Below are 21,544 nucleotides of genomic sequence, written 5' to 3'. Positions count from 1 at the left end.
AAACCAGGCGCCCCAAACTGCGCAACCCACGCCTGCGTCCGAATTACCATTGCGGGACGCTGAGCTTGATACCACCCAACAGATGGCCCAATCCCTGGATGACGCCAGGTCTTCAGGTAAATGATGACGAAGTAAACCTGCTGCCCAGTTTTACAGCGGCTCACCGCGCCTGAACCACCGCCAAGTCGTCCCACTCTGCTCAGGCTTCGCTGAGCAAGACCCAGTGGTTGTCCAGCGCCATCGGCTGCGGCCAGGGCAGCATGGCCGGCTTGGCCGTCGGGTGCCAGCGGACCAGGCCGAGAGCGGTGGCGACCAGCACGCCGCCGCCCTTGCCCGGCCCTTGCCAGCCGGCCAGCGCATAGGCTTCCTGCAGCTCGACGATCGGTGTCAGCTTGTCCGGGCTACCCGGGTGCCACAACTGAGCGAGACCGGCCTGGTTGCTGGACAGTGCGAAACCGCCGTTATAGGCAGCGGTGATGTCGCCGGCGTAGCCGATACCATCATTGGCGCGGGTCGGAACAAACAGTTTGTCGTCGTCGAGAATGGCGAGAATCGGCGCCGCCGCCCGCTTGCCCGCTTCGTCGTGCTCGGCCTGGATCGCGATGCCGAGGTAGGCATCGGCATCGACCGGGCTCTGGCTCCAGGCCAGGTGACGCAAGCTGAGGCGCGGGTCGTCCAGCTTCCACTGGCGCAGCAACTGGCCATTTTTAGCATCGAGCCGGACCAGCGACGGGTCCATGCGGTGCAGGTCGTATTTCTTGTCGGCCGGGGTACGTGGCACGCCGCCATTGGCGACGATCAGCTGCCCTTCGTGGTCGAGCACCAGCTGGTGCGGATCGACGCCGTGGGTATCCCATTCGGCCAGTTTCTTTAGGCTCTGCCGATCGCGCACACCGATCCGGCCGCGCCCGCTCTGGAGATCGGTTTCGGTGGTGTACAGCACGTCGCCCTTGGCACCGAGCACGATATGGCCGTTCAGACGGGTCGGCGAGCCCTCTGCATCGAGCCGGACCTGCTGCATCAGTTGCCCCTTGTCATCACAACGTAGCAACCAGGTACCGGGCCGGACACCGACCACCAGCAGGCTGCCATCGGCCTCACCGAGCAGGCCGTGCGGCCGGGTCGGCAAGGGAACGGCATAGCGGATGGCGAGCTTGCGGCTTTCCCAGTCGGCGACCAGGGCGCCGGCAAAATAGGAATCGCTCTTGTTCGGGCCGCGCCAGGCGGCCCCGAGCACGGCCTGACTGGAGGTGCCGGCGGCCAGCGCCAGTTTCGGCATGGCGGCCAGACCGGCCAGGGTGAGCAGTAATTGACGACGATTCATGGCAATTCCATCAACAGCGGTTTGAAACGAATCAGGCCCGGCCAGCCGGGCCTGTGTGCTTAGCGGTAGCCGGCGCGGTCGAGCAGTTTCTGGGCGGCAACGATGTTCTTGGCCAGCGTGCCGATCGGCAGCGTGTCGGCCTTGAACTTGCCCATCGCTTCCAGCGCCGGGTTGTTGGTGACGACGCTGGCGACCACCGGCCATTCGTTGTTGCCGTCGGCGAAATAGCGCTGGGCATCGTCGCTGGCTAGGTATTCGAGGAACTTGACGGCCACTTCCTGGTTCTTCGAGGTCTTGACGACACCAGCCCCGGAAATGTTGATGTGGGTGCCATGACTGGACTGGTTGGGCCAGACAATGCCAATGCGCTCCATCATCCGGCGGTCATCGATCTTGTCGGAACGGATCAGGCGCGCCAGGTAGTAGGTATTGGAGACGGCGACGCCACATTCGCCGGCCGCCACCGCCTTGATCTGGTCAGTGTCGCCGCCCTTCGGGGCACGGGCGAAATTGGCGACGACGCCCTTGGCCCACTCTTCGGTCTTCGCTTCGCCATCATGCGCAATCAGTGAGGAAACCAGCGACAGGTTGTAGGGATGGGCGCCGGAACGGCTGCACAGCTTGCCCTTGAGCTTGGGGTCGGCCAGCGATTCGTAGGTGGCGACGTCTTCCGCCTTGACCGCATTGCGGTTGTAGATGATGACGCGGGCGCGGGTCGAGAAGGCGAACCAGGTGTCGGTGTGCAGGTGGGCCGGGATGCGCGCTTCCAGCGTCTTCGACTTGACCGGAGCGAACAGGCCGAGGGCATCGGCTGTCGCCAGGCGGGCCGCATCGACAGTCACGAAGACATCGGCCGGGCTGTTGGCGCCTTCGTTGCGGATGCGCTCCATCAACTCTTCCTCCTTGCCTTCGATGCGGTTGATCTTGATACCGGTCTGCTTGGTGAAGTTGTCGTAGAGCTTCTCGTCGGTCTGGTAGTGGCGGGCGGAATAGAGGTTGAGTACCTTTTCCTGGGCCTGGGCGGCGAAGCCGGTGGTCGCCAGCAGCAGCGCGAGCAGCGTCAGTTTCTTGTTCATGGGTCGGTTCTCCTGAAAGAAGGGTCTTTGAAATAATCGGTGGAAATACGGTCCAGACTGGCGACGCCGCACAAGGCCATGGTCGCCTCCAGTTCGTCCTGCAGCAGGCGCAGCACGTGGGCGACGCCGAGCGGGCCGGCGGCGGCCAGGGCGTGGATGTAGGGGCGGCCGATCAGCACCGCCGAGGCGCCGAGGGCGATCGCCTTGAAGATGTCGGTCCCGCGCCGGATACCGCCATCGAGCAGGATGGGAACGCGGCCAAGCAGGCGGTCGGCGACGGCCGGCAAGGCGTCGAGGCTGGCCGGCAGCGTGTCGAGCGTGCGGCCGCCGTGGTTGGAAACGATAATGCCGGCTGCGCCGAGGTCGACCGCACGAACCGCATCATCCGGGTGCAGGATGCCCTTGACGACGACCGGCAGCCGCGTCGTCGCCAGCAGCCAGTCGAGATCGCGCCAGGTCGGCGCATGCGGCATGAGGTCGTCGAAGACGGCGCTCGGCCCGCGCCGGGCACGCTTTTCGGCATCCGAACGGGTCCGCCGGGCGGCGCCCTCGGTATCGTCAGGCTGCGCCGGGCGGCGCAGATTGACCGCCTCGATGCCTGGCGGCAGTTGGAAGCCAACGCGCTGCTCGCGATTGCGGATGCCGTGTAGCGGCGCATCGACGGTGAACACGATGGCCTCGTAACCGGCGGCCTCGGCGCGCTGGACGAGTTCGGCATTCAGGCTGCGTTCGGGCTGCAGGTAAAGCTGGAACCAGCGCGGCCCATCGCCGCCCTGGCGTGCGGCCGCCGCCACTTCCTCGATCTGGCAGGTGGCCAGCGTGCTGAGCACGAAGCCGGCGCCCAGTGCCGAGGCGGCATAAGCGGTGGCCAGTTCGCCTTCCGGGTGAAACAGTTTTTGCCAGGCGACCGGCGCCAGCAGCACCGGGCTGGGCAGTTCGTGGCCGAACAGCGTCGTCCGGCAATGGCCGCCGGCAACATCGGCCATCACGCGTGGCAGCAAGGCACGGCGGTCGAAGGCGGCGCGGTTCCAGGCCTGCGTCAGTTCGTCGGCTGCAGCGCCATCGAGATAGGCCCAGGCGTTGTCGTCGAGCCGGCGGCGGGCATAGGCCTCGTAGTCGGCGAGCGCGACGATGTCGCGCGGAATGCCGTCGAGCAGTGGAGCGTTGAACATCGCTTAGCCCCCCCACTCCGTCATTCCCGCGTCGGCGGGAATCCAGAGATGTTCAGAAGACATTGGCCGCCGTCTGGATTCTCGCTTTCGCGGGAATGACATGAATTCACGCATCACGAATCCGCCCAGCGACGCAGCAGGTTGTGGTAGCAGCCGGTCAGGCGAACGACCGGGTCGCTGTCGCCATGCGCTTCGCGCAGGTCGAGCAGCGCCATGTCCATGTCGTAGAGCATGCGGCGCTGGCCGGGGTCGCGCACCATGCTCTGCATGAACATGAAGCAGGAAACGCGCTCGCCCCGGGTGACCGGCGCCACTTCGTGGATCGAGGTCGAGGGATAGACGACCATGCTGCCGGCCTTGAGCTTCAGGCCGTGCTTGCCGAAGGTATCCTCGATGGTGAGCAGGCCGCCTTCGTAGTCGTCGGGCTCGGAGAAGAACAGCGTCGCCGAGACGTCGGCCCGCACGTAGCCGCTGCCGTCCGGCATCTGGCGCATGGCGTTGTCGGTGTGGAAGCCGTAGTAGTTGCTGTCGCCGCTGTAGCGGTTGAAAAAAGGCGGCAGGATTTTCAGCGGCAACGCCGCCGTAAAGAAGGTGGCATTGCGGTTCAGGGCCTGCAGTACCAGGCGGCGCAGGGCCGGCAAATGCTCGGCATTTTCGGCCAGTTGTTCGTTGTTCTTGGCGCGGGCGGCCTGCAGGCCGGCCGTTAGTTGACCGCTCGACCAGTTGGAGCGGGCCAGCAACTCTCTGGCGGTGGACAGCTCTTCCGGGGTCAAAACGTTGTCGATGGTGATCAGCATGGCTTCCTCAAGCGAAAACCCCCTCGGCGAAGCGAGGGGGCTGGGTAGTGCGTGCGCTTAGAACTTGTACTCGGTGCTCAGGATGAAACGACGAGCCTGGCCGACATAGGTGAAGCCACCGTTGTCGTAGATCGCGTCGTAATAGACCTTGTCAAAGACGTTCTGGATGTTGAACTTGATGGCGTATTTCGGCTGTTCGTAAGCCACCATCGCATCCCAACGGGTATAGGAAGGCACCCAGTTCGGATTGAAGGCAGCCGTTCCGGTCGGCGCCCCGCCGTAACGCTTGCTCTTGTACTCCATGCCGCCGCCGACCTTGAAGCCGAGCGGCAACTTGTAGGTCGTCCAGAGGTTGAAGGTCTGCTTCGGCGTATTGCGCGGCATCTGGCCGACGAAGTTCTTGTTGCCGTTGCCCGGCGCAACTTCGAGAATCTCGGCATCGATCAGCGACAGGCCGCTGAAGACTTCCCAGTTGTCAGTGACGCGGCCGGCCAGTTCAAGCTCGATACCGTCCGACTCGCGTTTCTTGGTCAGGATCGAAGCGGTCGACTCGAGGTCGGTATTGCGTTCCCAATCCTTGACGGCATGGTACACCGCGGTACGGAAAGCCAGATTGCCATCAAGCAGCAGCCACTTGGCACCGATTTCGCTGACCTTGGAACGTTCGGCCGGGTATTGGCTGCCGGACAACTGGTAAAGGTCGGCGGTCGGGCTGAACGAATCGCTCCAGCCCAGATAGTAGTGCTGGGCGGCCGACGGCTGCCAGGAGAGACCGGTACGGTAGCTGTTCTCGCCAAAATCGCCGCGGAAATTGGTTGAGGCGCCTGTCGAGCCGACCGGCGACTGGTACTCGGAGCGCATCTCGTCGCGACGGACCCCGGCGGTCAACTTCCAGTCAGGCACGAATTCCAGCGTGTCCTGGACGTAGGCGCTGTAGGTGTCGCCCTGGTAGGTATTTGGTGCCGCCGAAGTGAAGCGGCCAGACTTGTAGACCGGTTTGCTGGCGGTACCCAAGTTCTGCAAGGCCCAGCGGGTCGAGTCTTCCTTCAGGTACTCAACCCCGGTAACCAATTCGTTCTTCATGCCGAAGATCGAGAAGGCGGTGTTGAGGTCGCTCTGCACAACAAAGTTGTCCGTGTCGAATTCGCGAGTCTTCGCTTGCGAAGCCAGGCTGTTCGCCGTCGGCGCCCCACCCTGCGGCGCCACGGCCCAGTAGGAGCGCTTGTAGTTGGCGGCCCGAACGACGGTGCGCCACTGGGTATCCGGCGAAATCTTGAACAGGTAGTTCAGGGTCGAGACGTTGGTCTGGCTCTCGTCGAAACTGCCGCTGACGCCCCAGTAATCCTTGTTGTTGGCGTAGTTGCTTTCCGGCTTCTTGGCCACACTGTTGAACGGCACGCCGTAGTCCGGGCGATCATTGCTCTGCGTCCACAAATGACTCAGAGTGATTTCGTGGTTAGTGCCGAGACCGAAGGAAATGCTCGGCGCAAAGCCCTGGCGGTGGATTTCCGGCGTCGTCCCGCTTACCGGATTGGAGCGACCGCTGTCTTCGTCGCGCTTCATCACGTTCAAACGGATGGCGGTCGTTTCACCGATGCGCTGGTTGAGGTCGGCCTTGGTTTCGAAGAAACCGTTGGTACCGACTCCGACATTGACCTTGTTGATGCCATACAGCATCGGCGTCTTGCTGACCTGGTTGATGACTCCACCGGCCTGGCCGCGCCCGAACAGCATGGCAGCGGCACCGCGCAGCACATCGACCTGCTCCAGGTTGAACACTTCGCGGTCGTACTGGGCGGTGTCGCGAATGCCGTCGAGGTACATGTCACCAAAGGTGTAGAAGCCGCGCAACATCATGTTGTCGCCGGAACGGCCGCCTTCGGCGGCATTGAAGGAGAGGCCGGAAACGTTGCGCAGTGCTTCGCGCAGCGAATTGGCTTCCTGCTCCTCCATCAGCGAGCGGGTGATCGTCGTGATCGCCTGCGGTACATCGTGCGGATCCTGGACGACCTTGCCGACCCGGGTCTTGGTGGCGCGGACGCCATCCTGCTGTTCGGCATTGGCCTTGACGGTCACCGCCGGCAGCGTTTGCTCGTCGGCGGCCGACGCATTGGCCGCGCCGAACAAGCCGGCAACGACCATCGCCCCCAGCGGCAACAATTTGGCGCGCCGTTCGGCGCTTACCCCCGAGCCCATTTCGGACGAAAGTTCGGAAACCTTCGATTCAGGCGAGTTTGTAGTGTTCACGAAAATACCTCAAGACAGTCAGTTGGGGTGGCTGGCTGGCATAGAGGCTGGCTTGCCGGGATATCTGCGGATCCCTGGCGCTCGATCGAGCACCGGTATCCTGAATTCTTGCAGGCGGCTCGAACCTGGCGCTGAGCCGGGCGAGAAAACCTGAATACAAATGCGAATATATCGCATTTGCTGTTACGTTACAACTTGTCACATAATCCACTCAGGAATGCGCAGGTTGTTAAACGAGGTAAAGCCCGGCAGACCGGGCGGCAGCTCAGGGCTTGTCGGCCGGCTCGGCAAACCAGTTGTCGCGGCTGACGACAACGTTGGTCTTCGGCTGCAGCACGAAATGCGGCGACATGATCTGGACGCCGTGGCTGTTGAACTGGTCCTGAATATTGGCGTGCAGTTCGGAGAGGATATCGACCCGCTCCAGCGGCCGGTCGACATAGGCAAAAAGCTCGTATTCGACGTAGAAATCCTGCAGGCTCTTCTGCCTGACGAAAGGTTGCGGGTCAGAACGCAGACCGCCGGTAGCCTCGGCCGCCTTGACCAGCATGGCATGAACCTGCCGCCACGGCGTGTCGTAACCGATCGTCACCGAGGTCGACAGCAGCGCCCCTTTCGTCGCCCCGTTGCTGGTGTAGTTCTTGATCGGGTTGCCGACCAGCACGGCATTGGGAATGGTGATTTCCTCATTGCGCATATTGACCACCTTCGTCGACAGCGCCCCCATTTCCTTGACCACACCGACGACCTCACCGACGCTGACGAAATCGCCAACATGCAGCGCCCGCGAGTAGATCAGCACCAGGCCGCTCATCAATTGCGTGACGATACCGGCCGAGCCGAGAGTCAGCATGAAGCCAAACATGACCGACAAGCCCTTGAAGGCATCGCTTTCGGCCAGCGGCAGATAGGGATAAGCCACGGCGATGCCACCGCCCCAGACCAGGATGCCGACCAGACGCCGGGTGGCACGGGCGGTCTCCTGATGAACACCGGGGATGGTCGTCTTGCCCTGATCGACATTCTGGAAAACATTGGCCAGGACGTCGTTGACCGCCTTGGTCAGGAACAGGATGACCGCTGCGGTCAACAGCCCCGGCAGGGCAGAAATCACGCCATGCCCGAGCATGCCGAGCAAGTCGATGAGGAAGCCGGACAGCTTGTCGGCGAACGGCTGGGTCAGCGGGAAGGTACCCAACACGTAGGTAAACCATAGGTAAGCCACCGACAGCCACAGGAAAGCGAGGATCAACTGGGCCAGGCGACTGATCAGCAGCCAGGCATGTTCGGTCCAACCCACCTTGTCGTTGCCGCGCACATTCTGTACCCGCTGCTGCAGACGCCCCAGTATGAAACGAGTGGTCCGCTGGATCGCCCACAACAGGCTGAGCATGATCGCCGTCGCCAGCAAGGAAAGCAGGATGCCCTTGAGCAACACCGGGCCACGCAGTTGCTCATCCTTGACCTTGAGCGCCTCGCGGAAACGCTTTTCGACCTGCTCGGCCGCCACCTCCAGGCTCAGCCGCTGCTCCTCGTCGAGATCAGCCTCGTAGAGCCCGAACAGCATGCGGTCGCCAAGGCTGAAGACGATCCCCTTGCGCCCTTCCAGCACCACATGATTGCGGCTGATCGGTTGCGCCAGATCCGCTTCGCCAAGTGCACGCAGGCGCTCTTCGATGCGCCGGACCCGGTTTTCCGGCGTCGCCCCCTGCACCGTCGCGCGTAGCGTGACGATCTCGCGGTTGGCAAATTTCAGCACCGCCTCCGGCGCGGCCGGCTCCTTGGCGTGCAGGCCACCGACCATCGCCAGCAGCATCGTCAGTAACAAGCAACGCAGCAGGGACAGCGGATGGCACATGGCAGACTCCTCGTTTAGACGACGTCGATTCCCGGCTCGCCTGCACCGACCTCGCCTACCACCGAAACGTGGGTGAAGCCCTGTTGCAGGAAAATGGACAATACTTCGGTGACGCTCTCCGGCGCACAGGAGACCAGCAGGCCGCCCGAGGTCTGCGGGTCGGTCAGCAGGGCGCGCTCAGCTTCGCCCAGGTGGGCGGCGAGATTGACGCTCTCGCCGTAGCTCGCCCAGTTGCGCCCGGAAGCCCCGGTCACCTGGCCGGCGCGAGCGAAGTCCATGGCCTTGCCGAGCAGCGGCAGATCGGAAAATTTCACATTGGCCCGAAGCTGGCTACCCTTGCACACTTCCAGCAAGTGGCCGAGCAGGCCGAAGCCGGTCACATCGGTCACCGCATGCACCCCATCCAGGCAGGCCAGCACCGGCCCCGGCGTGTTGAGCTGGGTCGTCGTCTCGACCATCGCCTGATAGTCGTTCTCGGTGAGCAGGCCCTTCTTCAGCGCCGCGCTATAGACACCGACGCCCAGTTGCTTGCCCAGAATCAGCTTGTCGCCGGCCTGGGCCGACGAGTTGCGCTTGAGATGGGCCGGATTGACCAGGCCGATGGCGACCAGACCATAAATCGGCTCGACCGAATCGATGGTGTGGCCGCCGGCAATCGGAATCCCCGCCGCACGACAGACCGACTCGCCGCCTTCGAGAATCTTGGCGATGGTTTCCAGCGGCAGCACATTGACCGGCATGCCGACCAGGGCCAGCGCGAACAGCGGCGTGCCGCCCATCGCGTAGACATCGGAAATGGCATTGGTCGCCGCGATGCGCCCGAAATCGAAAGGATCATCGACGATCGGCATGAAAAAGTCCGTCGTCGCAACGATCGCCTGCTGCGGGTTGATCTGGTACACCGCGGCATCGTCGGCGGTTTCGGTACCGACCAGTAATTGCGGCGGAATGATGCCCGGCGTTGTGCCGGCCAGGATTTTTTGCAGGACGCCGGGCGCAATCTTGCAGCCACAGCCGCCGCCATGCGAAAGCTGGGTCAGTTTGATGGTTTGTTCAGGCACTTCGTTTCCTTGTTCCAGCGGCTATTCGGCGTCGAAGCCAGCATCCTCGATGGCGCCGAGCAGCGCCTCGCGGCTGACCATCTGCGGGTCGAAGGCGACCCGGGCCTCGGCCGCCTCCAGCGAGACTTCGGCCGAAGCGACGCCGGGCAAGGCAGTCAGCACGCCGGTGATGTTCTTGACGCAGCCCTGGCAGCTCATGCCGCCGACCTTGATAAGGGTGTTTTCCATTTCAGTCATTCCTGTTCATGAAGGGTTGCTGGCGCAGCAAGTCGGCGATCTGCTCGGCCGGCAGCGGTCGGCTGAAGTGATAGCCCTGCGCCATGTCGCACCCCATTTTACGCAACAGCGCCAGTTGCTCGACGGTTTCGACGCCTTCGGCCAGTACGGTCAGGCGCAGGTTGCGCCCCATACTGACGATGGTCGAGGCGATGGCCTGATCATCGGCATCGGTTTCCAGATCGTTGATGAAGGAACGATCGATCTTCAGCTTGCCGACCGGAAAACGCTTCAGGTAGGCCAGTGACGAATAGCCGGTACCGAAATCATCGAGCGACAGTTCGACGCCCATCCGGTGCAAGGCCGACAAGGTGCCGAGATTGATGTCGGCATCGTGCATCACGGTCCGTTCGGTGACTTCCAGTTCGAGCCGGCTGGCCTCCAGGCCGGAGGCGGCGAGCGCGCCGGCCACCACTTCGACGAAACCGGCCTGGCGAAACTGCACCGGCGCCACGTTGACCGCCATGATCAGCGGCGGCAAACCGGCCTTGACCCAGCGCTGGGCCTGCCGGCAGGCCTCGCACAGCACCCAGTCGCCGATCTGATTGATCAGCCCGGTCTCTTCGGCGACATGGATGAAACGGTCCGGCATGATCATGCCGAGATCGGGATGCCGCCATCGGATCAGCGCTTCGACGCCGATCACCAGGCCGCTCTGCAAGCTGACCAGCGGCTGGTACACCAGCGTGAATTCCTCTTGAATCAGGGCGCGCCGCAGATTGCTTTCCATCAGCAGGCGTTCCAGCGTCGCCGTATTCATCGCGCTGTTGTAGAACTGGAAGGTGTTGCGGCCCAGTTCCTTGGCCTTGTACATCGCCGCGTCGGCGTTCTTGAGCAGGGTTTCCAGATCCTCGCCATCCTGCGGGAAGAGGCTGATGCCGAGCGAGCCGGTCACCGTCAGTTCGTGGCCGGCAACGGCAAACGGCTTGCCGAACACTTCGAGCAGCCGGCGCGCCACTTCGGTGGCTGCGGCGGTGTGCGTCGCCGGCAGGGCGAAGATGAACTCATCGCCACCCAAGCGGGCCACGGTATCGACCCGCCGAATGACGGTATCGACCCGGCGTGCCACTTCGCACAACAGGTCATCGCCGACGCTGTGGCCGAGCGAATCGTTAACCCGCTTGAAATGATCGAGGTCGAGAAAGATCAGGGCGATCGCCGACTTGTCGCGCTCGGCCCCGGCCAGCAACTGGGCGAAGCGGTCGCGCAACAAGCGACGGTTGGGCAGCCCGGTCAACACGTCGAAATCGGCCAGTTCGCGAATGCGCTGCTCGGCCGCCTTCTGGGCCGAGACATCGAGCACGGTGCCGACCGAGGCCGGCTGGCCGCCGAAGGTTACCGGTGAACCGCGCACCATGGCCGGAAAGGTCGAGCCATTCTTGCGCACCGCCGTCAGTTCGTAATTGTGACCGATGACGCCGCTCATCCGCTGCTGCATCTGTTCGAGCACGACCGGGTGCTGTTCGGGAACGACGATATCGAGCGGACCCAGGCGGTCGACCAGTTCTTCGGCGGTAAAACCGAACAGGCGCAGGAAATACGGGTTGGCGTACTTGAAGCGGCGGTCCTGCAGGATGAAGATGCCGACTTGGGCGGCATCCATCGTGGACCGGAACATTTCTCCCTGTTCGGCCAGCGTCAGCGCATGGTGGGCGAACTCGCCCGCACCGCCCGTCGCGTCGGAAAGGTCCTGCTCGAGTATGGTTTTTCCGGCGGCAACGGTCATCAAGGCCCTTCGTTATTTGTCTTGTTTCAGCGTTTGGCGTGCCAGCGCTTCAGCAGCAGCGAATTGGAAACCACCGACACCGAACTCATCGCCATCGCCGCCCCGGCCACCACCGGGTTGAGCAGTCCGAGAGCGGCAAGCGGAATGCCCAGTACATTGTAGATGAAGGCGAAAAACAGATTCTGCCGGATTTTGCCCAAGGTGGCGGCGGAAAGATCGATCGCATCAGCCACCCCGTGCAGGTCGCTGCGGATCAGTGTAAGGTCGGCCGCCTCGATCGCCGCGTCGGAACCGGCGCCGATGGCGAAACTGACATCGGCCGCGGCCAGTGCCGGCGCATCGTTGACGCCATCGCCGACCATGGCGACCAAAGCGCCATCGGCCCTCAATTCACTGATTACCGTTGCCTTGTCGCCAGGCAACACCCCGGCCCGGAATTCAACGATCCCGGCTTCGGCAGCAATTGCTGCCGCCGTCAGCGCGTTGTCGCCGGTCAGCATCACGACGCGGATACCGCGCTGGCGCAAACGCTCGACCGCACGCTTCGAGGTCGGTCGCAGCGCATCGGCAATCGCAAACAAGGCAAGCACCTCACCCTGCTCGGCCAGCCCGACCACCGTCTTCCCCACGCCTTGCAAACGGCGGACCGACTCGTCATCGGCGAGGCCCAGCCAGTCCGGCGAACCGAGGCGCAACTCGCGCCCGTCAAGCTCGGCACTGACGCCAAGCCCGGCATGCGCCTTGAAATTTGTCGTTTTTGGCAGGTCGACCCTAGGGCCAGCATTTTCTTCTATGGTCCTAGGAGCAGCCTTTTCTTCCATGGTCGCAGGACTGCTCAGCGAAGCCGCATGGCGCGCCAGAATCGCCCGTGCCAGCGGATGTTCAGAGCCCTGCTCGAGCGCCGCCGCCAGCCGCAGCGCCCTCGCTTCGTCGCCGTGGCGCACGACCAGTTCGGTCACCTGCGGCTCGCCGAGGGTCAGCGTACCGGTCTTGTCGAGGGCCAGCACCGTGACCCGTTCGGCCCGCTCCAGCGCCTCGGCATTCCGGACCAGAATCCCGGCCCGTGCCCCCTGCCCGGTGCCGACCATGATCGCCGTCGGTGTCGCCAGGCCGAGCGCGCAAGGGCAGGCAATGACCAGCACCGCCACCGCATTGACCAGCGCCTCGGCAAAGAAGCCCGAATACCACCACCAGCCGACAAAAGTCACCAAGGCGATGCCGCACACCACCGGCACGAAAATCGCCGAAATGCGGTCGGCCATTCGCTGCACCGGCGCCTTCGAACCCTGCGCTTCGCCGACCAACCGGATGATGCCGGCGAGCAGCGTATGCTCACCCACCCCGGTCGCCCGGCAGCGCAAGGCCCCCTGGCCGTTGGCCGTCGCCGCGAACACCTGGTCGCCGGCCAGCTTGTGCACCGGCATGCTTTCGCCAGTCAGCATCGCCTCGTTGATGCTGGAGTCGCCCTCGACCACCTCGCCATCGACCGGCACGCTTTCGCCCGGACGAACCATGAATATATCGCCCGGCATCAGGGCATCGACCGGCATTTCGACCCACTGCCCGTCGCGCTCGACGCGGGCCGTTTTCGGCTGCAGTCTGATCAGTGCCTCGATGGCCTCCGAGGTCCGCGCCTTGGCTCGTGCCTCAAGCAGTTTGCCGAGCAGGACCAGCGTGATGACCGCCGCACCACCTTCAAAATAGACATGCTGATCCAGCGCAAAAACCGTCACCACAGCGGAAAACCCCCAGGCCATACTGGTCCCCAGGGCTACCAGCACATCCATGTTGGCACCGCCGCCGCGCAGCGCCTTGAAGGCGCCGTCGTAGAAGCGCCAGCCAATCCAGAACTGGACCGGCGTCGCCAGCACCAGTTGCAGCCAGCGCGACAATTCGTTCTGGTGGCCATGCTCGCCGAACATGAAAAGCATCTGCCCAACCAGCGGCAAGGTCAGTGCTACGGCAATCCAGAAACGCTTGATCTCGCTGCGGTAGACCCGCATTTTTTCGGCTTTTTCACGCTCGCGGGTCTGGCTATCGACCAGTTCTGCGACAAAACCGGCCTTGGCGACCGCCGCCAGCACCGCTGCTTCATCGGCCGCACCCAGCAGCCGCACCCGTGCCCGCTCCGCCGCCAGATTGACGTTGGCCTGCATGCCAGGCTGGCGATTCAGGACTTTTTCTAGCCGCGCCGAGCAGGCAGCGCAGGTCATGCCGCCAATGGCGAATTCGACGACCCGCCCGCTCTCGCCTTCGCTCATTTGACCAGCAACACCGGGCACTGAGTCAGATGCAGCACGCGGTTCGCCACCGAGCCCATAACCAGGCCGGCCACGGTGCCACGACCATGCGAGCCCATGACGATCATGTCGCACGCCAGTTCATGGGCCACCCGGGCAATCACCTCGGCCGGTTGACCGACGTGGATATGTGTCGTGTGAAAACGGCCCGCTGCATCGAGTTTTTGCTGGGCCTCGACCAGCTGCGACTGACTCTCTTCGAGGTAGTAGGCATGCAAGGTCTCCTTGTCGATATGCGCCTGAACGCGACCGATCGGAATCGGCGGATGAACATGCAGGAGATGAATTTCCGGTACCTCGCTATACCAGGCAAGGTGGGCAATCAGATGGTCGACAGCACGCAAGGCGCAGGCTGAACCATCAACCGGCAGCAAAATTTTCATAGTCATGGCGAATCCTAAATCCAGTGCAGCAAACGCAGCAGGCCAAGCAGGCCGTACAAACCGAAACCGAGAACGAGCAAGCCGGAAAAAATGCGCACCGACGGTCGACGGACGAACTCATTCATCCTCGCCAATACGATGCCCGCCAGCAACAGATTTGGCAAGGTCCCGAGGCCGAAAGCCAGCATCAGCAAGGCCCCACGACCGCTCGAACCTGCCGTCAAGGCACTGGCCAGGGCGCTGTACACCAGACCGCAAGGCAGCCACCCCCAGAGCAGGCCGAGCGGAAAGGCCTGGGCCACCGTCCGCGCCGGCAGGAATTTCCGGGTCAGCGGCTGCAACCGACGCCAAAGATGCTGCCCGAGCCGCTCGCTGAAAGCCAGCGCCCGCGTCACACCGAGCAGGTAAAGGCCGAGCGCGACCAGCATCAGGTTGGCGAGAAAATACAGCACGAGGCGGACCGGCATCTGTCCCTCCAAGCCCAGGCTGGCCGCCCCGAGAGCACCGGCGATGGCGCCGGCCGTGGCATAGGAGAGAACGCGCCCGACATTGTAGGCAAGGTGCATCGACCAGCGTGCCGGGCCGCCCATCGAGAGCGCCCCGACAATGCCGCCGCACATGCCGACACAATGGGTTCCGCCGAGCAGACCGACGAGAAAAAGCGCGAGATAGCCGGAATCAGGCATCAGTCAAAGCAGGGAGTTGGCAAAGCGGAGAGTTTAACCCGCCCCCTTCGGCTACAGGCGGCATTCCAGGACAACGCGCAGCGACACGATCCCGCCACCAGGCGGGATCGCAGCCAATCAGATGACTTTGGAGTAGCGCTTGCGCTGACGGTCGGCCCGCAGATAGCGGTCGAACGCCATGGTGATGACGCGGACCAGCATGCGGCCCGGCGGCAAGACGGTGATCCAGTCGCGATCGATCTTCAGCAGACCGCCGCGCTCCATTTCCTTGAGGTCTTCCAGCTCGGCCTCGAAATACTTGTGAAAATCGATCAGGTGCGCGCTTTCGATGCTTTCGATCGACAGCTCGAAATGGCACATCAGGGCCTGGATGATCGAACGACGCAGAATATCGTCGGCGGTCAGCTCAATACCACGGAAGACCGGCAGCGAGCCGGCATCGAGACCGTCGTAGTATTCCTCGGCGGTCTTGACGTTCTGGTAGTAGGTCGGCCCGACCTTGCTGATCGACGAAATACCGAACGACAGCATGTCGCAGTCGGCGTACGTCGAGTAGCCCTGGAAATTGCGATGCAGGCGGCCCTGGCGCTGGGCGACGGCCAGCTCGTCATCCGGCTTAGCGAAGTGATCCATGCCGATGAAGACGTAACCGGCTTCGGTCAGCTTCTTGATCGCCAGTGCCAGAATCTGCAGCTTGGTGTCGGCCGACGGCAAATCCTTTTCGTCGATCCGGCGTTGCGGCTTGAACAGGGTCGGCAGGTGAGCGTAGTTGTAGATTGACAGGCGATCCGGGTCCATTTCCAGCACGCGCTCCAGCGTCCGGTTAAAGCCCATCACTGTCTGGTGCGGCAGGCCGTAGATCAGATCGACGGAGACCGACTTGAAGCCGTTGCCGCGCGCCGCATTGATCACGTTGGCCGTTTCTTCGACGCTCTGCACGCGATTGACGGCGACCTGGACGCGCTCATCGAAATCCTGGACGCCGACGCTCATCCGGTTGAAACCGAGTTCGCCGAGCAGCGCCACGGTCGAGTAATCCACCTTGCGCGGATCGACTTCGATCGAATATTCGCCACCGTCGAGCAGCTTGAAATGCTTGCGCGTCTCGCCCATCAGCTGACGCATCTCGTCGTGCGACAGGAAAGTCGGCGTACCGCCACCCCAGTGCAGCTGGATGACCTCGTTGCCGCCTTCCTGGGCATCGAGTGCCGCGCTCTGGATCGCCAGTTCCTTGGCCAGGTACTTCAAGTACTTGGCACTGCGCCCGTGATCCTTGGTGATGATCTTGTTACAGGCGCAGTAATAGCAAATGGTGTTGCAGAAAGGGATGTGGAAGTATAATGAGAGCGGTCGGCTAATACCGCCAATGTTCCGCTTGCCAAGCCACAGCTTTGCAGCGTCCGAGTCGAAAGCCTCGACGAAGCGGTCGGCCGTCGGGTAGGACGTGTAGCGTGGGCCGTTCACATCGAAGCGGCGAATGATCTGAGGATCGAAGACGAGGTTTTCAGTTGCGAAATTCATTAGACATACCACCAAATGTAGGTCGGATTATGTTCGGATGGCGCCGAATCGTGGTTGACTTGGATCAAGCGAACGCAGGTTGACTATGCCCCAACATTCCACCTCCGGGGAAATATCCCTTTCGGTCATCAAGACCGCCTGCTCCAACTGCAACCTGCGCGAATTGTGCCTGCCTTTCGGGCTCAATATCGAAGAATTGGAGCGGCTGGATGATCTTGTCTCCACCCGCCGCCGCATCAAGCGTGGCGACCACCTTTATCGGGCCGGCGAAGCCTTTGACGCCATCTACGCCATCCGAAGCGGTTTCTTCAAGACCGACGTACTCCTTGAAGATGGCCGCGATCAGGTCACCGGTTTTCAAATGGCCGGCGAACTGCTCGGGCTGGATGGTATCAGCACCGAGCACCATACCTGCAATGCGATCGCCCTCGAAGACAGCGAAATCTGCGCCATTCCCTTCTCGCGCCTGGAAAGCCTGTCGCGTGAGATTCACACGCTGCAGCACCATTTTCACAAGGTGATGAGCCGTGAAATCGTCCGCGATCATGGCGTGATGATGCTGCTCGGCACGATGCGCGCCGAAGAGCGACTGGCCGCCTTCCTGCTCAACCTGTCGCAGCGCTTCACGGCCCGTGGCTTTTCGCATGCCGAGTTTTACCTGCGCATGACGCGCGACGAGATCGGCAGCTACCTCGGCCTCAAACTCGAAACGGTATCGCGCGCCTTCTCCCGCTTCCAGGAGGAAGGCCACATCGCCGTCCAGCAGAAGCACATCCGCATTCTCAACGTGAATGGCCTGAAGGCCCTGATGAACCACCGCTCCTGAGCGGAGCGCTACGCCCAGGAACTACCAGCGCAGCCGGGCCAGCTCGGCGGCGCGGTCAACTATCTTGCGCAGCAGTTTTTCGGCGCGCCCCCGGCCGGCGCTGCCCTGCCCCGGCATCCGCCAGGCCAGCACGACCGCAGCCGGCTCGCCCGGCGTCGTATAGACAGCAATCGACAGCGGACACAAGGCAATCTGGCTGACATCCTCTTCCAGCAGTTGCCAGGCCAGCTGACTGCTACAGAACTGGACGATTTCGGCCCCAACGAACGGACTGGCGCTTTTGGCCAGATCGCCCGCCGTACGCGCCAGCATCTGGTTGAAGGGAATCACCGCGCTGACCACCAGCCCTTCGGCCTCGATGGCTTCGACCAGGGCTTCGCGCGTCGCCGAGAAATCGCTGCCGGCGACCACTTTCGTCGCCACATCGTCGGCCGCCACGACCGGTGACCCCAGGCAACAGGCCAGCCCAATCAGCAGGCTAAACGCCGAGCGCAGAAAAAAAGGCGCCCCGAAGGGCGCCAACAAGAGCAAAGACGAGGGTGACATCCGGAACATGGCGGATATCGATTCAGCAAGAATCAGAAGAAGATGATGCCGCCAAAGGACAGGGTCCGGTTCTTGTTGTCGTAGTTGGTGTCAGAGACATTGGTAACCTTTTCATCGTTGAACTCACCGACCAGGGTGATGAACTTGTTCAGCGAATGATAAACGCCCAGCGTATAAGCGCGGTTCTTGATGCTGTTCATCGGGCTGGCGCCGGTCAGCGCATAGCCGTTCTTGTCCTTGTTCTCGCCGTAGTTCAGGCCGACCTTGGTGTCGCCGAACTTGTAGGTACCCTGCAGGAAATAGCCGTCCGAATCGGTCTTGTTGCCGGCGCCATTGCTGCCGCCGTAGAACTGGGCACCGACCGTGGACAAGCCGAGGCCACTGCCGGTAAAGGCATAGGCGACCGCTTCGAAGTTGCCGAAGCCGGCCTTGGCGCCGAGTTCGAAGCCATTGGCGCTGAACGAGCTGGTCGAGCAAGGGCTGACCGAGCAACTGGTCGTCTGGCTGACAAAACCGGTCCACAACTTGCCGCTGGCCGAGCTGCCTTTCCAATCGTAGCTGGCCATCCCCTGGATGCCCGGCGCCTTCGTTTCGTCACCGGCGAACTTGCTCGGCTGGAAGATGCCGATCGCGGCCTGGAGGCCGTTCAGGTTCGGCGTCGTATAGGTGATCTGCGGCTGGAAGCCGGTGTACATGTAGCCGTGGCCGATCATGCCGAAGGTGGTGTTGTACGGGATGCCGGCATTGCTGGTGCCGCCGACGCCGATCAGGGTCATGTCGGAGAGGATGATGTTCTGGCCGAAGAGACCGATGTCACGACCGAACTTCAAGGTACCCCAGCTGCTGTTGCCGAACTGGAAATAGACGTTGCGAGTGTCGATCTGGCTGTAGGGATTGGTCGTCCCGGCGCCACCGGCGTTGTTACCGATCGGCAGGCCGACGGTCTGCGAATTGTTGTTGATGCCGGGCGCGAAGCTGAAGTGCGCCTTGATGTCCTGGCCATTGGCCTGGGTCGTGGCGACAAAGTTGATCCAGCCCGGCAACAGGCCGTTGGTCAGTTCGCTGTTATTCGTCGTCGTCGAAGCGCCGGTGGCGCGGTTGATCGACTGGGCTTCGCGGTTGACGTAGAAGCCGTTGATCGTGCCATTGATATCGAGCGTGATGTCGTTATGGGTGAAGCTGACGGCCTGACTGGCGCCGCTCAGACTGGCAAGCATGGCGAAAAGCAAAGGACGAACGGTCTGATTGTGATTCATTGAATGTCTCCGGATGTTTGTACTTGAACCCCGCCGGCACCGATGCTTGGTGCCGGACTTCCCCGCTGCCACCATCTCGTGTGACAGGCTGCATCCCTGTTCGCGAAGCCCGTGCCAACACTTGGCAACAATTGCGAAAGCACCACCAGGCAAAGGTTTCAAGGGCATCCAGGCGAGTTTCACGAAACGCTGATGGAGCGATTCGAGCGCTCATTTTTCGGACACCTGTTCAAGCGCCTGAGCCAAAAATCAACATCCGCGCCGCTGGCGGTGGACGAAAAAAAAGCCCGGCGAACCGGGCTTCGAAGAGACAACGATCAAGTCATGTCAGAAGGCATAGCGCGCACTCAGGCCGAGCAGCCAATTGCGCCCCGGCGCCGATTCGTAATAACGGCCGTTGCTGTCGCCGACGACCACGGAACCGACGTACTGCCGGTCGAAGATGTTGTCGATACGGGCAAAGCTGCGCAGGGTCAGCGCGCCGTAGCGCAGGTCGAAACCGGCCCGCAGGTTGGCGATGGCGTAGGACGGCGCTGCCGGTTGCGAATTGCTGTCCTCGACATACATCTTGCTGCGCATGATGCCTTCGACGGCGGTGTGGAAGCCGCTGGCCGGGTGCTTCCAAGCCACTTCGCCGAACAGCGTATTGGCCGCGACGCCGGGTAGGCGGTTGCCGGCCGGCACGGTACCGGAGGAACTGGTGAAATCCTCGTCGTAGCGGGCATCGAGGTAGGTATAGGCAACCCGGCTGCTGAAGTTTCCGGCCCAGCGCGAATCGAGCGCTAGTTCCAGGCCGCGCCGCATCGTCTGACCGGCGTTCTGGTAACTGGTCCGTCCACCACTGCTGGCAGCGACGACCAGCTCATCCGTAGTGCGCACCTGGAAGAGGGCCAAATCGAGCCGGCTGTCGTTGCCGACATAGGCCTTGAAACCGGTTTCGAGATGGGTGCTGAGTGCCGGCTTCAGGCTGTAGCTGAAACTGCCGTTGGCGCCTGAGTAGAACAGCTCGTTCAAGGTCGGCGTCTCGAAACCGCGGGCCGCACTGGCGTAGAGGTTGACGGCCGGGGTCAGTTTATAAAGCGCGGCCAGCATCGGCGTCGTCTTCTCGTAGCTGACGTTGCCGCTATCATCGCCATTGCCGGTGGCGACGTAGTGATCATCCACCTTGAAATCGATCCGGCTGTGCCGCACGCCGCCGGTAAAGGCCCAGCGCTCGCCCTGCCACTCGGCCTGGGCGTACTGGTCGAAGCTGGTGACGCTGTCCGTCTCCTTGCGGCGCAGCGCGCCCTGGACACCAAGATTGGTAGCGCTGGTGTAATTTTCGTAGCCGCGCCGCTCGTCGGTCGATTGTTCGTATTCCAGGCCGACGGTCGTCGTCAGTTTGCCGCCCGCCAGGTCGTAGCGGCCGATCCAGCGCCCGGAGAGGCCGGAGTAATCGCGGTCGAAATCGATCACGCCACCTGAGTGCTTGCGCTTCGGATCGTTGGCCGGCGTCGAGGGCAGGATCAACTGAAGCGAGCGGGGAATGGACTGGAACTGGGTCACCGAACGCTGGCCGGCATAGGCGGCGAGCTGGATCGTGCTGGTGCCGAAGCGGCGCTCGTAGCTCAGGCCGCCCTGCGTCTGGTCGATGGTTTTGCGGGTGTTGTAGAGCAGCGCGGCGCTTTCGACGCCGCGCGGATCACTCTGGTACTTGTTCCAAGTCAGGCCGAGCGGATCTTCGGCCTTCTGCGAAAAGCCGTTGGCGATGAACATCAGGCGGCTGTCCTCATCCGGTCGCCAGGTCAGTTTGGCCATCTCCTGATTGCGTTCGGCGCTGCTGTGATCGCGATAGCCGTCGGTGATGAAGCGCGAGGCATCGAGCACGTAACCGACGCCGCCGGCTTCGCCCTGGGCCGCGACATTCCCTTTCCAGGAACCGTAGCTGCCGGCCGTGAAACCGCCTTCGACGCTGGGCCGGCCCTTGCCGTCGGCGGTAAACATCTGGATGACGCCGCCGGCGTGGTTGCCGTAAACCGAGGACATCGGGCCGCGCATGACTTCGATACGGTCAGCCCGGTCGAGATTGAAAGTGGCGGCCTGGCCCTGGCCGTCCGGCATCGAGGCCGGGATGCCGTCGCTAAGCAAGCGGATGCCACGGACGCCGAAGGCGGAACGGGCGCCGAAGCCGCGCGATGAAATCTGCAGGTCCTGCGCGTAGTTCTGGCGGTTCTGCACCGAAATGCCCGGCACCGAGGACAAGGCTTCGGACGCATTGACCTTGGCCTGATCGGCACCGATGCGTTCGGCTCCGACGACATCGACCGCGGCCGGCAGGTCGAAGCTGCTGTGTTCGATGCGGCTGCCGGTGACGACGACGCTGTCGAGGGTCAGCGGCTCAGTCTCGGCCAGGGCAAGACAGGGAAAGATGCTGGCCAGCATAAGGACCAGACGCTGCGGGCGATGTCTCATTATTTTCTGTTTCTAGTGGGGGTTGGCCTGGCGATTTT

Annotated in this window: 17 protein-coding genes; 1 reads left to right on the top strand and 16 read right to left on the bottom strand. The window is 62.7% G+C overall.

The window, feature by feature from the left end; all coding sequences use genetic code 11:
* Window positions 1–199: 199 nt before the first annotated feature.
* The 13 genes from GH663_RS11025 to hemN form a co-directional block, all read right to left on the bottom strand.
* Entirely contained in the window at window positions 200–1,324 is a 1,125-nt protein-coding gene (locus tag GH663_RS11025; RefSeq protein ID WP_153131737.1) for a DUF1513 domain-containing protein, read from the bottom strand.
* Between the two features lie 59 nt (window positions 1,325–1,383).
* Window positions 1,384–2,400 carry a Fe(3+) ABC transporter substrate-binding protein gene (locus tag GH663_RS11020; RefSeq protein ID WP_153131735.1) on the bottom strand — a complete coding sequence of 339 codons (1,017 nt, stop codon included), beginning with the start codon at window positions 2,398–2,400 and terminating at the stop codon, window positions 1,384–1,386.
* Complete coding sequence (locus GH663_RS11015) at window positions 2,397–3,572, bottom strand: alpha-hydroxy acid oxidase (protein WP_153131733.1); 1,176 nt, start codon at window positions 3,570–3,572, stop codon at window positions 2,397–2,399. Before GH663_RS11015 ends, GH663_RS11020 begins: the two co-directional genes overlap by 4 nt.
* A gap of 113 nt (window positions 3,573–3,685) precedes the next feature.
* Window positions 3,686–4,369 (bottom strand): Fe2+-dependent dioxygenase, encoded by a 684-nt coding sequence (locus GH663_RS11010; RefSeq protein WP_153131731.1) that lies wholly within the window; start codon window positions 4,367–4,369, stop codon window positions 3,686–3,688.
* A 57-nt stretch (window positions 4,370–4,426) separates the two neighbouring features.
* Window positions 4,427–6,616, bottom strand: a complete 2,190-nt coding sequence (locus GH663_RS11005) for a TonB-dependent receptor (RefSeq protein WP_246181559.1) — start codon at window positions 6,614–6,616, stop codon at window positions 4,427–4,429.
* A gap of 265 nt (window positions 6,617–6,881) precedes the next feature.
* Window positions 6,882–8,474 (bottom strand): mechanosensitive ion channel domain-containing protein, encoded by a 1,593-nt coding sequence (locus GH663_RS11000; protein ID WP_153131729.1) that lies wholly within the window; start codon window positions 8,472–8,474, stop codon window positions 6,882–6,884.
* Between the two features lie 14 nt (window positions 8,475–8,488).
* Window positions 8,489–9,535 (bottom strand): selenide, water dikinase SelD, encoded by a 1,047-nt coding sequence (selD, locus tag GH663_RS10995; protein WP_153131727.1) that lies wholly within the window; start codon window positions 9,533–9,535, stop codon window positions 8,489–8,491.
* A 21-nt stretch (window positions 9,536–9,556) separates the two neighbouring features.
* Window positions 9,557–9,763, bottom strand: coding sequence for a heavy-metal-associated domain-containing protein (locus GH663_RS10990; RefSeq protein ID WP_153131725.1), 207 nt, complete (start codon window positions 9,761–9,763; stop codon window positions 9,557–9,559).
* A gap of 1 nt (window position 9,764) precedes the next feature.
* Entirely contained in the window at window positions 9,765–11,537 is a 1,773-nt protein-coding gene (locus GH663_RS10985; protein WP_153131723.1) for a putative bifunctional diguanylate cyclase/phosphodiesterase, read from the bottom strand.
* A gap of 26 nt (window positions 11,538–11,563) precedes the next feature.
* Window positions 11,564–13,798 (bottom strand): heavy metal translocating P-type ATPase, encoded by a 2,235-nt coding sequence (locus tag GH663_RS10980; protein WP_153131722.1) that lies wholly within the window; start codon window positions 13,796–13,798, stop codon window positions 11,564–11,566.
* The gene (locus tag GH663_RS10975; RefSeq protein WP_246181558.1) at window positions 13,795–14,226 is read right to left on the bottom strand and encodes a universal stress protein; all 432 of its coding nucleotides are present in this window, start codon (window positions 14,224–14,226) and stop codon (window positions 13,795–13,797) included. Before GH663_RS10975 ends, GH663_RS10980 begins: the two co-directional genes overlap by 4 nt.
* An 8-nt stretch (window positions 14,227–14,234) precedes the next feature.
* Window positions 14,235–14,906 (bottom strand): sulfite exporter TauE/SafE family protein, encoded by a 672-nt coding sequence (locus GH663_RS10970; RefSeq protein WP_153131720.1) that lies wholly within the window; start codon window positions 14,904–14,906, stop codon window positions 14,235–14,237.
* A 117-nt stretch (window positions 14,907–15,023) separates the two neighbouring features.
* A complete protein-coding gene (gene hemN, locus GH663_RS10965; protein ID WP_066881694.1) occupies window positions 15,024–16,427 on the bottom strand; it encodes an oxygen-independent coproporphyrinogen III oxidase in 1,404 nt (467 codons plus the stop codon).
* Window positions 16,428–16,512: 85 nt separating this feature from the next.
* Here hemN and fnr point away from each other — a divergent pair, with 85 nt between their 5' ends.
* Complete coding sequence (gene fnr / locus GH663_RS10960; RefSeq protein ID WP_153131718.1) at window positions 16,513–17,253, top strand: fumarate/nitrate reduction transcriptional regulator Fnr; 741 nt, start codon at window positions 16,513–16,515, stop codon at window positions 17,251–17,253.
* A gap of 21 nt (window positions 17,254–17,274) precedes the next feature.
* On the opposite strand, the gene GH663_RS10955 is transcribed toward fnr, so the two are convergent.
* The 3 genes from GH663_RS10955 to GH663_RS10945 all read right to left on the bottom strand — a co-directional run bounded on the left by GH663_RS10955 (window position 17,275) and on the right by GH663_RS10945 (window position 21,506).
* On the bottom strand, window positions 17,275–17,691 hold the full coding sequence (locus GH663_RS10955) for a DUF302 domain-containing protein (RefSeq protein ID WP_157651226.1): 417 nt from the start codon (window positions 17,689–17,691) through the stop codon (window positions 17,275–17,277).
* 140 nt (window positions 17,692–17,831) lie between these two features.
* Window positions 17,832–19,055, bottom strand: coding sequence for a porin (locus GH663_RS10950; RefSeq protein ID WP_153131715.1), 1,224 nt, complete (start codon window positions 19,053–19,055; stop codon window positions 17,832–17,834).
* Between the two features lie 327 nt (window positions 19,056–19,382).
* A complete protein-coding gene (locus GH663_RS10945; RefSeq protein ID WP_153131713.1) occupies window positions 19,383–21,506 on the bottom strand; it encodes a TonB-dependent receptor family protein in 2,124 nt (707 codons plus the stop codon).
* Between the last annotated feature and the right edge of the window lie 38 nt (window positions 21,507–21,544).

Source organism: Dechloromonas hortensis (assembly GCF_009469765.1).
GTDB classification, from domain to species: Bacteria; Pseudomonadota; Gammaproteobacteria; order Burkholderiales; family Rhodocyclaceae; genus Azonexus; species Azonexus hortensis.
This window is presented reverse-complemented; position numbering and strand designations above follow the sequence as displayed.

Coding starts and splice junctions, on each gene's coding strand:
- GH663_RS10975 (WP_246181558.1), bottom strand. CDS start 14,226: ATGACTATGAAAATTTTGCTGCCGGTTGATGGTTCAGCCTGCGCCTTG.
- fnr (WP_153131718.1), top strand. CDS start 16,513: ATGCCCCAACATTCCACCTCCGGGGAAATATCCCTTTCGGTCATCAAG.
- GH663_RS10970 (WP_153131720.1), bottom strand. CDS start 14,906: ATGCCTGATTCCGGCTATCTCGCGCTTTTTCTCGTCGGTCTGCTCGGC.
- GH663_RS10980 (WP_153131722.1), bottom strand. CDS start 13,798: ATGAGCGAAGGCGAGAGCGGGCGGGTCGTCGAATTCGCCATTGGCGGC.
- GH663_RS10950 (WP_153131715.1), bottom strand. CDS start 19,055: ATGAATCACAATCAGACCGTTCGTCCTTTGCTTTTCGCCATGCTTGCC.
- GH663_RS11010 (WP_153131731.1), bottom strand. CDS start 4,369: ATGCTGATCACCATCGACAACGTTTTGACCCCGGAAGAGCTGTCCACC.
- GH663_RS11025 (WP_153131737.1), bottom strand. CDS start 1,324: ATGAATCGTCGTCAATTACTGCTCACCCTGGCCGGTCTGGCCGCCATG.
- GH663_RS10985 (WP_153131723.1), bottom strand. CDS start 11,537: ATGACCGTTGCCGCCGGAAAAACCATACTCGAGCAGGACCTTTCCGAC.
- GH663_RS11015 (WP_153131733.1), bottom strand. CDS start 3,572: ATGTTCAACGCTCCACTGCTCGACGGCATTCCGCGCGACATCGTCGCG.
- GH663_RS10990 (WP_153131725.1), bottom strand. CDS start 9,763: ATGGAAAACACCCTTATCAAGGTCGGCGGCATGAGCTGCCAGGGCTGC.
- GH663_RS10945 (WP_153131713.1), bottom strand. CDS start 21,506: ATGAGACATCGCCCGCAGCGTCTGGTCCTTATGCTGGCCAGCATCTTT.
- hemN (WP_066881694.1), bottom strand. CDS start 16,427: ATGAATTTCGCAACTGAAAACCTCGTCTTCGATCCTCAGATCATTCGC.
- GH663_RS11020 (WP_153131735.1), bottom strand. CDS start 2,400: ATGAACAAGAAACTGACGCTGCTCGCGCTGCTGCTGGCGACCACCGGC.
- GH663_RS11000 (WP_153131729.1), bottom strand. CDS start 8,474: ATGTGCCATCCGCTGTCCCTGCTGCGTTGCTTGTTACTGACGATGCTG.